Raw genomic sequence first — 11,784 nt, 5'->3', positions numbered from 1 at the left:
ACGGGCGTCCCCATTTTCCCGGGTTGGGATTGTGCAGCCTGCCTATGTTGCACAGACGCCGCACCAAAATCGCATTGATAGTCTTTCTCATTCTTATTGGGTAGACTTGCGGGCATCTTGTCCACGCCCGACCCGCTCACCCTCCCCGCGATCGAAACCCTGTACCGCCGCCATCACGGCTGGCTGCGGGGGTGGCTGTGCTGCAAAGTCGGCGACGCCAGCGATGCGGCCGACCTGGCACAGGACACCTTCGTGCGCCTGATGACCGGCCGCCAGGGCACGGTGCTGCGCGAGGAGCCGCGCGCCCTCATCACCCATATCGCCAAGGGGCTGCTGGTGGACCACTGGCGGCGCCGCGCCGTGCGGGAGGCCTACCTGGAAGCAGTAGCCCACCTGCCGGAGCCGCAGGCGCCGTCGCCCGAGACCAGCCTCATCATCATCCAGACCCTGATCGAGATCGACGCCATGCTGAGCCGGCTCCCTACCGTCACGCGCGATATCTTCCTGCTGGCTCAGCTCGAGGGCCTGACGCTAGCCGAGATCGTCGCGCGCACCGGCAAGCCGCTTATCACCGTGCGCCGCCATCTGCACAAGGCGCTGACGGCCTGCATGGCGGTCGCGGCATGAGCGCCGCCGATGGCGCGATGGACCGCGCCCTGCTGGACGCGGCGGCCGACTGGGTCATCCGCCTGCGCTACGACACCCCCGATGCGGATACTCGCGAAGCTTTCGCGCGCTGGCTGGCCCAGAGCGACGCCCATGCCCAGGCCTGGGCGCGCGCCGAACGGGTGCTGGGCCATTTCGATCGCGTTCCCGCCAGCATCGGGCGCGACGTCCTGCGTTCGCGCGGACGCCGTTCGGTCGTGCGCGCCCTGATCACGGGCGGGCTGCTCTTACCGGCCGGCTGGATAACCTGGCGCCAAGCACCGGTCTGGATGGCCGACCTGCGCACGGCCACGGGCGAACAGCGCGATTGGATCTTGGACGACGGCACGCGCGTTGTGCTCAATACCGGCAGCGCCGTGGACGTGCGCTTCACCGCCACAGAGCGCCGGCTCGTCCTCTTGGCCGGTGAACTGCTGCTGACCACCGGCAAGGACGCGGCCCGGCCACTTCTCGTTCAGACGCCGCACGGCGAAGTCCAGGCCCTGGGCACGCGGTTCAGCGTGCGCCTGAACGAGCGCACCTGCAAGGCAGCCGTGTTCGAGCATGCCGTCGAAATCCGCCCGCGTCACGGCCAGCCGCTGCGGCTGAACGCCGGCCAATCCGCCCGCTTTACCGAGGCGGGCATCGACATGCCCCTGCCCGCCAACGCCGACGACACTGCATGGGAGCAAGGCATGCTGGTGGTGCGCGACGAGCGTCTGGCCGACGTGGTGGCCGAGCTCGGCCGCTACCGTCCCGGGGTGCTGCGTTGCGACGCCGAAGTCGCCGGCCTGCGCTTGTCGGGCGCATTGTCGGTCAGCGACACAGACGCGGCCCTGCGCGTGCTGGCCGCCCGCCTGCCAGTCAAGGTGCTGCGCCGCAGCGCCTATTGGGTGACGGTCGCCTCCCGGTGAAAAAAAGTTTGTCGGACATGAGCACTTTTTCCTTCTCGTGCGGCTAGGGAAATGACACCGCTTCGGCGGGCGAATTTCCCCAGATGACAGAAAGGACGAAAGAGTGACTGCACGCAATCACGCCGGGTTGGGCCCGCGCAAGCTTTGGATGTTGTCGGCGCTGTGCGGCGCCCTGGTGGCCGGCGCCGTGGCCCTGCCGGTCACTGCGCAGGCCCGCCCGGTAGCAATCGCCGCCGGCCCCTTGAGCGCGGTGCTCGCCAGTTACTCGGCCGCCGCCGGTGTGCAACTGGTCTTCGACCAGGCCCAGCTTGCCGGCCGCCAAAGCCCCGGCCTGACCGGCAACTACGGTGTGCAGGAAGGCTTCGATCGTCTTCTGGCCGGCAGTGGTTTTCGGGTGGTGCCCGATGGCGCCGGGGGCTATGCCCTGCACCGCGAGTCCCACATTAGCGAACTCGCTCCCGTGACCGTCACCGGCATGGCGGAACGCGCCACCAGCGAAGGAACCGGCTCCTACACCTCCGAAGCCGTCACGATCGGCAAGGGTCTGCAGCGTCTGAAAGACATCCCGCAATCGGTGTCCGTAATCACGCGGCAGCAGCTTGACGACCAGAACCTCAACAGCCTGGGCGACGCCATGCGCAATGTCACCGGCGTGACTGTCGAGACGCTCAGCTCCGGCGGCGGCATGTCCGGCTTCATCTCGCGCGGCTACTCGTTGGACAAGCTCCAGGTCGACGGCCTGTCCACCCCGGCCGGCGCTGGCAACCTCTCGCCGGGCTTCGACCTGGCCATCTACGACCGCATCGAAGTCCTGCGCGGCCCCGCTGGCATCTACCAGGGCACCGGCGAACCCGGCGGCTCGATCAACCTGGTGCGCAAGCGGCCCTTGCAAGATTTCGCCTTCAGCGCCCAAGCCAGCGTCGGGTCCTGGGACTACTACCGCGCCGTCGCCGACCTGAGCACCCCCTTAGACAGCGAAGGCAAGGTGCGCGGCCGCTTCATCGCCGCCTATGAAGACCGCGGTTCCTTCGTCGACCGCGTCGAGTCGCAGCGCCCGACCCTCTACGGCATCGTCGAAGCCGACCTGACGTCCCGCACCACGGTGGCGGCAGGCATCACCCACCAGCGCTTGCGCGCCACCCCCGCCTTCGGCCTGCCGGCCTACGCCGACGGCGGCCTGCTTGACGTGCGGCGTTCCACCAATCTGAGCGCCGACTGGAACCGCATCGAAGAAGAAACCACCGAACTCTTCGCCGACCTCGAGCATCGCCTGGATGGCGGCGGCCGCGTGAAGGCCGGCGTCTTTCATCGCGACACCGACACCCCCGTGCGCGACTTCACCTGGCCCAACCGCGCCGTCGACCCCGCCACGGGCAACACCAACCTGATCGCCTGGTCCTACCGCAACCACTGGAAAACGACCGGCGCCGACCTCAACCTGAACCAGCCCTTCCAGGCCTTCGGGCGCGAACACTCGCTGCTCGTCGGCGCCGACTACAGCTACACCCACAAGGAGTTCACCTATGGGGGTGGCGCGATCTTCCCGACCAACATCTATCAGCCCATCACCAACATGCCCAAGCCGGACATGGAGCAGGTCAACGGCAGCGACGGGCGCGTCAGCGAATTCGGCCTTTACACGCGCGCCAATCTGCAACTGGCCGACCCGCTCAAGCTCGTCGTCGGCGCGCGCCTGGCCTGGTGGAAAAACGACGCACGCAGCGACAACGTGTACTTCGGCGACTTCAGCCAGAATGTCGACCGCATCGACGCCCGCACCTCGCCCTACGCCGGCCTCATCCTCGATCTGACCCCCCAATGGTCGGCCTACGTCAGCTATACCGACATCTTCCAGCCCCAGACGGCCACCAACGCCCAAGGCTCCACCCTCCAGCCGCGCACCGGCCGCCAAGTCGAAACTGGTCTTAAAGGCGAATTGCTCGACGGCCGCCTGAACACGCACGCCGCCCTGTTCCAGATCGTCGACCGCAACCGCGCCATGACCGACCCGGACAACCCGCTCTTCTCCATCGCCGCGGGCAAAGTGCGCAGCCAGGGCTTCGAAACCGAAGTCAGCGGGTCCCCGCTGCCCGGCTGGGAAATCATCGCCGGCTACGCCTACACCAATACCAAGTACCTTGAGGCCCCCGCAGCCACCAAGGGCATGGCATACAGTCAGATCACCCCGCGCCATGCCATCAACCTCTGGACCCGCTACCACTTCAGCCAACCCGAGTTGCAAGGCTTCTCGGTCGGCGCGGGCGTGCGCTACAACAGCGGCTTCTACCAGCAAACCGGCAACGTCCGCTGGGACCAGGGCAGCTACACCACGCTCTCAGCCCAGGTCGGCTACCGCTACAACAAGCACTTCGACGGCACCCTCACCGTCGACAACGTCTTCGACCGCGTCTATTACGAAAAGCTCGGCGGCGGCTCGCGCCAGAATTACTATGGCCAGCCGCGCAGCGTCATGCTGACGATGCGGTACCAGTACTGAAAAAAAAACAAGCTTGGAATGAACTGCGGCATCAGCCGAGCTGACTTTGGGGTGGTGCGTCCCCGATACGCCGTTATCGCCCGACCCACCTAAAAATGTAACAGCGCAGCCTCCCCCCCTTGAACCCCGGAACATCATCCCTATAATTAGCACTCGACACCGGTGAGTGCTAACAGCCCTCCCGGGGCTAACTGATCATTCACTTTTTAAGCAAACAGGAGTTCCTCATGGCCTTGCGTCCCCTGGGCGATCGCGTGATCGTCAAACGCCTCGAAAACGAGCGCAAGACTGCCTCGGGTATCGTCATCCCCGACAGCGCCGCAGAAAAGCCTGATCAAGGCGAAGTCGTGGCCGTCGGCCCCGGCAAGAAGACCGAAGAAGGCAAGATTCTGCCGGTCGACCTGAAGGCTGGCGACAAGGTTCTGTTCGGCAAGTACGCCGGCCAGTCCGTGAAGGTTGATGGCGAAGAACTGCTCGTCATCCGCGAGGACGAAATCCTCGCCGTGGTTCTGTAAACCCCGCCTCAAACGAATTTTCGAAGGAAGCTAAGAAATGGCTGCCAAGCAAGTATTGTTCGGTGACGACGCCCGCGTGCGCATCGTCCGCGGCGTGAATGTTCTCGCCAACGCTGTTAAGACCACCCTGGGCCCCAAGGGTCGCAACGTCGTGCTGGAGCGCTCGTTCGGCGCCCCGACCGTGACCAAGGACGGCGTGTCCGTCGCCAAGGAAATCGAACTGAAGGACAAGTTCGAGAACATCGGCGCACAACTGGTCAAGGACGTTGCTTCCAAGACCTCCGACAACGCCGGTGACGGCACCACGACCGCCACCGTGCTGGCTCAAGCCATCGTCATGGAAGGCCTGAAGTACGTTGCCGCCGGTTTCAACCCGATCGACCTGAAGCGCGGTATCGACAAGGCTGTCGCCGCCGCCGTCGCCGAACTGAAGAAGCAATCCAAGCCGGTCACGACCAGCAAGGAAATCGCTCAAGTCGGCTCGATCTCGGCCAACAGCGATGCCTCCATCGGCCAGATCATCGCTGACGCGATGGACAAGGTTGGCAAGGAAGGCGTCATCACCGTCGAAGACGGCAAGTCGCTGGAAAACGAGCTGGACGTCGTCGAAGGTATGCAATTCGACCGCGGCTACCTGTCGCCCTACTTCATCAACAGCCCGGAAAAGCAAGTTGCCGTGCTGGAAGATCCGTTTGTCCTGATTTTCGACAAGAAGATCAGCAACATCCGTGACCTGCTGCCCGTGCTGGAGCAAGTTGCCAAGTCGAGCCGTCCGCTGCTGATCATCGCAGAAGACGTCGAAGGCGAAGCGCTGGCCACCCTGGTTGTGAACAACATCCGTGGCATCCTGAAGACCACCGCAGTCAAGGCTCCGGGCTTCGGCGACCGCCGCAAGGCCATGCTGGAAGACATCGCCATCCTGACGGGCGGCACCGTGATCTCCGAAGAAACCGGCATGTCGCTGGAAAAGGCCGGCCTGGCTGAACTGGGCCAAGCCAAGCGCATCGAAGTGGGCAAGGAAAACACGACGATCATCGACGGCGCTGGCGACAGCAAGTCGATCGAAGCTCGCGTCAAGCAAGTTCGCATCCAGATCGAAGAAGCCACGTCCGACTACGACCGTGAAAAGCTGCAAGAACGCGTGGCCAAGCTGGCCGGCGGCGTTGCCGTGATTCGCGTTGGCGCTGCCACCGAAGTCGAAATGAAGGAAAAGAAGGCTCGCGTCGAAGACGCCCTGCACGCTACCCGCGCTGCAGTGGAAGAAGGCGTTGTGGCTGGTGGCGGTGTTGCACTGCTGCGCGCCAAGCAAGCCATCGCTGACCTGAAGGGCGACACGCCTGACCAGAACGCCGGTATCAAGCTGATCCTGCGTGCTGTGGAAGAGCCGCTGCGCACCATCGTCACGAACGCCGGCGAAGAAGCCAGCGTCGTGGTCAGCAACGTGCTGCAAGGCAAGGGCAACTACGGCTACAACGCTGCAACCGGCGAGTACACCGACCTGGTTGAGCAAGGCGTTCTGGACCCCACCAAGGTGACCCGCACCGCCCTGCAAAACGCTGCCTCCGTCGCCAGCCTGCTGCTGACGGCTGAAGCCGCCGTGGTCGAACTGGCCGAAGACAAGCCCGCTGCCCCGGCCATGCCGGGTGGTATGGGCGGCATGGGCGGCATGGACTTCTAAGTCCCGCTTCCCTTGCAAGGCCTCCCCGGCGCTACGCCGGGGAATGCAGTATCCCGAAAGACCCCCGGACCTTCGCCCCGGGGGTTTTTCTTTTTGTGGCGGCGCTTGTTGATTAGGCAGGCCTTGTTGATGAGGCAGGCCTTGTTGATTAGGCAGGGCTTATTGATTAAGCAGGCCTTGTTGATTGGGCAGGCCTTGTTGATTAGGCAGGCCTTGTTGATTGGGCAGGCCTTGTTGATTGGGCAAGGCCTTATTGATTGGGCAGGCCGTATTGATGAGGCTGACCTTGTTGCTTCAGTGACTTGCGAACACGTTTGCGCACAAACTGGCGGTTTCGCCCGCGCGCATGCGTCCCTACAATGAAGGCTTCCCAGCCCCAAGCCGCCCTGCCTTATGCGACTTCCCCACAGCCTGCGCGCCTTGCGTCCGTCTCAGATCGGCGGACTGTTGATGGACTCCGCCAACCAGTGGTCCAGCCACCGCGCGTCCAGCAAAGGCGCGGCGCTGGCGTTGTATATGGTGTTTTCGCTGGCGCCCATGCTGATCCTGGTGATCGCCGTGGCCGGCGCGTTCTTTGGCGAAGAGGCCGTGCGGTCGGAACTGTTCACGCAATTGCGCGACCTGACGGGCGAACGCGGCGCGGAAGTCATCCAGACGGTGTTGGCTAGCGCGCATGAATCTGGCGGCGGCTGGATTGCCGCGCTGATTTCCATTTTTGTGCTGATCTTCAGCGCCACCACGGCCTTTGCCGAACTCAAGGCCAGCCTGGATGATTTGTGGGATGTGCCCGCCAACCAGAAAGGCGGCATTCAGGGCATGGTGCGCAGCCGCATGCTGTCGTTTGGATTGGTGCTGGTGCTGGCGCTGTTCCTGCTGGTGTCGCTGACCGTCAACGCTGCACTGGGCGCGGCCAGCAAATACTATGGCGACTTGTGGATGGCCTCCACCTTCGCGACGGTGGCGGACTGGCTGTCGACCTTGTTTTCCTTTTCCATTGTGGTCGCGCTTTTCGCCGTGATCTTCAAGCTATTGCCCAGCGCCAGGATCTCTTGGCCCGACGTGATTCCGGGCGCCATCGTGACGGCCGCGCTGTTCCTGGTGGGCAAGTGGGGGATCGGCCTTTATCTCAGCCGGGGTGCCGCCGTGTCGGCCTATGGCGCGGCGGGATCGCTGATTGCGCTGCTGCTGTGGATCTACTATTCCGCGCAGATCTTCTTCTTTGGCGCGGTGTTTACACGGCAATTCGCGGTGCGATTCGGCAAGGCGGGTAAACCGCCCGCAGCCCAGACGAACCCGGAACCGCCGTCGCCTACTTCAGCCCCAACGCAGTCACCTGCGTCGGCGCCTGCGTCGGCTCCTACGTCGGCTCCTACGTCGGCGCCAGCGTCAGCCCCCGCGTCAGCCCCTTCTTCCCTCCCCTCGAATCGTCCTCCCGGCGCGTAACCCCCGCTCAGCCCGCGTCCTGCGATTCCAGGCCGGCCATCAGCCGCAGACATTTCAAAAACACCGGCCGCAGTTCTTCAGGAATCGGCGCCAGCACCTGCGCCTCGACTTCGGCATCCTGCGGCAGAATGCGCGCCAGCAACGCCACGCCCTCATCTGTGATTTCCAGCGCATACGCCCGCCCGTCTTCGGCGGATCGCGTGCGGCGCACATAGCCCTTGGCCGTCATCCGCGCCATCATCTCGGCAAACGAATTGCGGTCCAGCGCGATCAACTCGGCGATGCGGTTCTGCGTGGCGCCGGGGTTCTGATACACGGTGATCAGCAGGGCTTTCTGGCGCGGCGTCAGGTCTTCGTCCGGAAACGCCTGCACGAACAGCGCTTCGGCACGGAAGTGCGCACGGCGCAGCAGGTGCGAGGCCACATGGGTCAGATCGAAGGACTTCAACGCACGGGGCGAGGCGGGTCGGACAGTAGAGCTCATGGGGCTTCCAGAGTAAGACGCTTGGCGATTGTAGGCGCTGCCCCGCTCGCAAATGCGCATTGACTTGAGCGGTCGCGCTGCCTATTATCCGAACAATTAGTACGTATACGTATTTATTTTTACTTGATTCCCGTCAGACCCGAACACCATTCAAGGGGCCCGATCGTGACGATCCGCCAACTGCGCAATTACATCGACGGCCGCTTTGAAGACGGCGCGTCCACCTTCGACAAACACAGCCCTGTTGACGGCCAACGCATCGCCCAGGTGCACGAAGCCAGCCGCGATCAAGTCAACCGCGCCGTCGCCGCCGCACATCGCGCGCTGCCGGCCTGGGCGGGCCTGTCAGTGGCGGCCCGCACCGATCACCTGCTGGCGCTGGCCGACGGCATCACACGCCGCTTCGACGACTTTCTGCAAGCCGAGATCGGCGACACCGGCAAGCCCGTCAGCTGGGCCAGCAAGATCGACATTCCACGCGGCGCCGCCAACTTCCGCGCCTTCGCGGAACTGGCCCGCACGCTGGACATGGAAAGCTACATGACCGACACGCCCGACGGCCGGCAGGCGCTGAACTACGCCTATCGCAAGCCGCTGGGCGTGGTCGGCGTGATCTCGCCCTGGAACCTGCCCCTGCTGCTCTTGACGTGGAAAGTCGCGCCCGCGCTGGCGTTCGGCAACACCGTGATCATGAAGCCGTCGGAAGTCACGCCCAGCACGGCCACGCTGCTGGCGGAAGTGGCGAACGACACCGGGCTGCCGGCTGGCGTGCTGAACCTGGCGCACGGGTTTGGGCCGGACTCGGCGGGGGAATTCATCACCTCGCACCCAGACATCGACGGCATCACGTTCACTGGCGAATCCGCCACGGGCGCCACCATCATGAGGGCCGTCGCGTCCGGTGTGAAGCCGGTGTCGTTTGAGCTGGGCGGCAAAAACGCCGCGCTGGTCTTCGCCGACGCGGACTTCGATGCGGCGGTGGACGGCGTCACGCGCTCGGTCTTCGCCAACTGCGGGCAAGTGTGTCTGTGCACCGAGCGCGTTTACGTTGAACGCCCTATCTACGACCGCTTCGTCGCCGCGCTGGCCGCGCGCGCCCGTGACATGCGCATCGGCTGGCCCATGGACCCGGATACGGAAATGGGCCCGCTGGTGTCGCGCGAGCATCGCGAGAAAGTGCTGTCGTACTTCGCCTTGGCGCGCGAAGAAGGCGCAACCGTTGTCGCGGGCGGCGGCGTACCGGTGTTTGGCGACGCGCGCGACGCGGGCGCCTACGTCCAGCCCACCATCTGGACCGGCCTGAAAGAAGACGCGCGCTGCATCAAGGAAGAAGTGTTCGGCCCGGTCTGCCACATCGCCCCGTTCGACACCGAAGACGAAGCCATCCGCCTGGCCAACGACACACGCTACGGCCTGGCCGCCGCCGTCTGGACGCAGAACCTCACGCGCGGACACCGCGTGGCCCAAGCCATGAAAGTCGGACTCGCCTGGGTGAACTGCTGGTTCCTGCGCGATCTGCGCACCCCATTTGGCGGCAGCGGACTATCAGGCATCGGACGCGAAGGCGGCCGCCACTCGCTGCATTTCTATACCGAGCCCACCAACGTCTGCATCAAGCTCTGACCCCGCACGCAAAGGAACGCACGATGACCCAGCCCAATACCACCGCCGACGGCAACAACGCCAATACCGACGTCGTCGCCAATACCACCGCCACCGCCACCCCCAACACCAGCACCAGCGCCACCGTCGTCGCCGGCAAAGCCACGCCCCGCGGCAAATACCCGCACATCAAACGCGCCGGTGATTTTCTCTTCGTATCAGGCACCAGCTCACGCCTGCCCGACAACCGCATCGCGGGCGCTGAAGTCGACGCCATGGGCACCACCACGCTCGACATCCGCGTGCAAACCCGCGCCGTCATCGAGAACATCCAAGACATCCTCGCCACCGCCGGCGCCACGCTGGCCGACGTCGTCGAGATCAGTACTTTCCTGGTCAACATGAACGACTTCGGTGGATACAATCACGTCTACGGCGAGTTCTTCGACGCCGATGGCCCGGCGCGCACCACCGTCGCGGTGCATCAGTTGCCGCACCCGCAATTGCTGATTGAGATCAAGGCGGTCGCCTACAAACCGCTGGCGCGTTAGCCACAAGACGACGCGGCGCATGCATGATGGGCGACGGCATTTCGTGTTCACACCAAGCACAGGACGATGGCTCGCGGCACGCCGCCCGGGCGACCGCAGGCATGTCGAACTTCCGCATCACGCCCAACGCGCTCAGCCACAAGCTGAAACTGCACCAGTTGCAGATCTTCGAACGCGTGCTGGCGCGCCGCTCGTTATCGCGCGCGGCCAGTGAACTGCACCTGACCCAACCCACCGTCACCAAAGCCATCCACGACCTGGAAGCGTTCTTCGGATCAACGCTCTTCGAACGCTCGAACCGCGGCGTCACCCCCACCGAACTCGCGCTGGTGCTGGGCCGCCGCGTACACGCCATGCTGGCCGAAGTGCGCTACATGGCCGACGACATCGACGCCGTCCTGGGCGGCGCCAGCGGCCACGTCGTCGTCGGCACCCTGATCGCCGCGTCCGCCAAACTGCTGCCCGAAGCCATCGCCCGCCTGATGACCGACCACCCCGGCATTCAGGTCACGGTCCGCGAAGGCCCCTCGGCCCAACTCCTGCCCGCGCTCGCCACAGGCGACGTCGACATCGTCGTCGGCCGCCTGCCCGGCGCCGACATGGCATCCATTTCCGGCGTCGCCGTCGACCATCACAAGCTCTACCGCGAATCGCTCTGCCTGGTCGTCGGCGCCCAACACCCCTTGGCCACCGCGCCAAACATCTCACTGGCCGACCTGATCGACCACATCTGGATCTTGCCCGCCCCCACCTCCCCGCTACGCGCATCGGTGGAACGCACCTTCTTCGACGCCGGCCTGCGCCTGCCCACCCGCCACGTCGAGTCGCTATCCCTGCTGACCAACATCGGCATCCTGATGCACAGCAACGCGCTGGCACTCATTCCGTATGACGCAGCGGCGCAGTTTCTGTCGATGGGACTATTAGCTCGCCTGCCCACCGAGGTATTCGGAGATTTCGGCGACGTAGGCTATTCCATACGAGCCGACAGGCCGATGACGCCCGCCTGCCAAAGGCTGGTGGAATATCTAAAAACCATCACGGCACAACGCGCGTAAGGCAATGCCGATGATGGGTTGCGCGCGATCACCATCAGCGCACCGATGACGTACCGCGCGCGCGTCACCCATCCTACGAAAGCAACGAGATCAACGCAGCGCCCCCGCACAACAACATCCCGACGCAAGACACTGCCGACGCCCCACAAGGCCGCCCGCGCGGCCGGCCTGGGGCAAGCCCCGCAAGATCATCCCCCACACCCCACTGGCGGCAAGAACCCTAAGCACACGACTCTGCCCCGCGACCGTGAAATTGCCGCTGGCGGAGCACTGTGCGTTGGGGGCCTGGGGTGCGCGGGGAGTCGATGCGCCCGAGGGAATCCGTAGGGAGCCGAAGGCGTACGAGGATGACGCAGGGGCAGTCCGGAGCGAAGGCTCCKGACCGCAATCGTTGACC

General features: G+C 64.6%; 10 protein-coding genes. 9 read left to right on the top strand and 1 reads right to left on the bottom strand.

Translation table 11 applies throughout. The features are described 5' to 3' along the window. Nucleotides 1-117: 117 nt before the first annotated feature. The 6 genes from AC1DB0_RS29070 to AC1DB0_RS29045 all read left to right on the top strand — a co-directional run bounded on the left by AC1DB0_RS29070 (nt 118) and on the right by AC1DB0_RS29045 (nt 7,692). Nucleotides 118-627, top strand: coding sequence for a sigma-70 family RNA polymerase sigma factor (locus tag AC1DB0_RS29070; protein WP_054423081.1), 510 nt, complete (start codon nt 118-120; stop codon nt 625-627). After that, entirely contained in the window at nt 624-1,559 is a 936-nt protein-coding gene (locus AC1DB0_RS29065) for a FecR domain-containing protein (RefSeq protein WP_476758087.1), read from the top strand. Before AC1DB0_RS29070 ends, AC1DB0_RS29065 begins: the two co-directional genes overlap by 4 nt. A 103-nt stretch (nt 1,560-1,662) precedes the next feature. Then, nucleotides 1,663-4,056 (top strand): TonB-dependent siderophore receptor, encoded by a 2,394-nt coding sequence (locus AC1DB0_RS29060; protein ID WP_476758088.1) that lies wholly within the window; start codon nt 1,663-1,665, stop codon nt 4,054-4,056. A 227-nt stretch (nt 4,057-4,283) separates the two neighbouring features. Further along, a complete protein-coding gene (gene groES, locus AC1DB0_RS29055) occupies nt 4,284-4,571 on the top strand; it encodes a co-chaperone GroES (RefSeq protein ID WP_054423089.1) in 288 nt (95 codons plus the stop codon). A gap of 37 nt (nt 4,572-4,608) precedes the next feature. After that, a complete protein-coding gene (gene groL, locus AC1DB0_RS29050; RefSeq protein WP_054423092.1) occupies nt 4,609-6,249 on the top strand; it encodes a chaperonin GroEL in 1,641 nt (546 codons plus the stop codon). Nucleotides 6,250-6,642: 393 nt separating this feature from the next. After that, nucleotides 6,643-7,692, top strand: a complete 1,050-nt coding sequence (locus AC1DB0_RS29045; RefSeq protein ID WP_476758089.1) for a YihY/virulence factor BrkB family protein — start codon at nt 6,643-6,645, stop codon at nt 7,690-7,692. A 7-nt stretch (nt 7,693-7,699) separates the two neighbouring features. On the opposite strand, the gene AC1DB0_RS29040 is transcribed toward AC1DB0_RS29045, so the two are convergent. Beyond that, nucleotides 7,700-8,176: a MarR family winged helix-turn-helix transcriptional regulator gene (locus AC1DB0_RS29040; RefSeq protein ID WP_476758090.1), complete on the bottom strand. Its 477-nt coding sequence runs from the start codon at nt 8,174-8,176 to the stop codon at nt 7,700-7,702. A gap of 165 nt (nt 8,177-8,341) precedes the next feature. Between AC1DB0_RS29040 and AC1DB0_RS29035 the strand changes: the two genes are divergently transcribed. The 3 genes from AC1DB0_RS29035 (at nt 8,342) to AC1DB0_RS29025 (ending at nt 11,387) form a co-directional block, all read left to right on the top strand. Further along, nucleotides 8,342-9,799 (top strand): 2-hydroxymuconic semialdehyde dehydrogenase, encoded by a 1,458-nt coding sequence (locus AC1DB0_RS29035; protein ID WP_175170289.1) that lies wholly within the window; start codon nt 8,342-8,344, stop codon nt 9,797-9,799. Between the two features lie 23 nt (nt 9,800-9,822). After that, complete coding sequence (locus AC1DB0_RS29030; RefSeq protein WP_476758091.1) at nt 9,823-10,329, top strand: RidA family protein; 507 nt, start codon at nt 9,823-9,825, stop codon at nt 10,327-10,329. A gap of 101 nt (nt 10,330-10,430) precedes the next feature. After that, nucleotides 10,431-11,387 carry a LysR substrate-binding domain-containing protein gene (locus tag AC1DB0_RS29025; protein WP_476758092.1) on the top strand — a complete coding sequence of 319 codons (957 nt, stop codon included), beginning with the start codon at nt 10,431-10,433 and terminating at the stop codon, nt 11,385-11,387. Nucleotides 11,388-11,784: the final 397 nt, after the last annotated feature.

This window comes from Achromobacter sp. 10T422 (assembly GCF_056394065.1).
The sequence above is the reverse complement of the archived record's forward strand: the minus strand, read 5'-3'. Positions and strand labels throughout refer to the sequence as shown.

What these genes read in the sequence shown, in the direction of transcription:
- AC1DB0_RS29065 (WP_476758087.1), top strand. Translation starts at nt 624, where the DNA reads ATGAGCGCCGCCGATGGCGCGATGGACCGCGCCCTGCTGGACGCGGCG.
- groES (WP_054423089.1), top strand. Translation starts at nt 4,284, where the DNA reads ATGGCCTTGCGTCCCCTGGGCGATCGCGTGATCGTCAAACGCCTCGAA.
- groL (WP_054423092.1), top strand. Translation starts at nt 4,609, where the DNA reads ATGGCTGCCAAGCAAGTATTGTTCGGTGACGACGCCCGCGTGCGCATC.
- AC1DB0_RS29045 (WP_476758089.1), top strand. Translation starts at nt 6,643, where the DNA reads ATGCGACTTCCCCACAGCCTGCGCGCCTTGCGTCCGTCTCAGATCGGC.
- AC1DB0_RS29040 (WP_476758090.1), bottom strand. Translation starts at nt 8,176, where the DNA reads ATGAGCTCTACTGTCCGACCCGCCTCGCCCCGTGCGTTGAAGTCCTTC.
- AC1DB0_RS29030 (WP_476758091.1), top strand. Translation starts at nt 9,823, where the DNA reads ATGACCCAGCCCAATACCACCGCCGACGGCAACAACGCCAATACCGAC.
- AC1DB0_RS29025 (WP_476758092.1), top strand. Translation starts at nt 10,431, where the DNA reads ATGTCGAACTTCCGCATCACGCCCAACGCGCTCAGCCACAAGCTGAAA.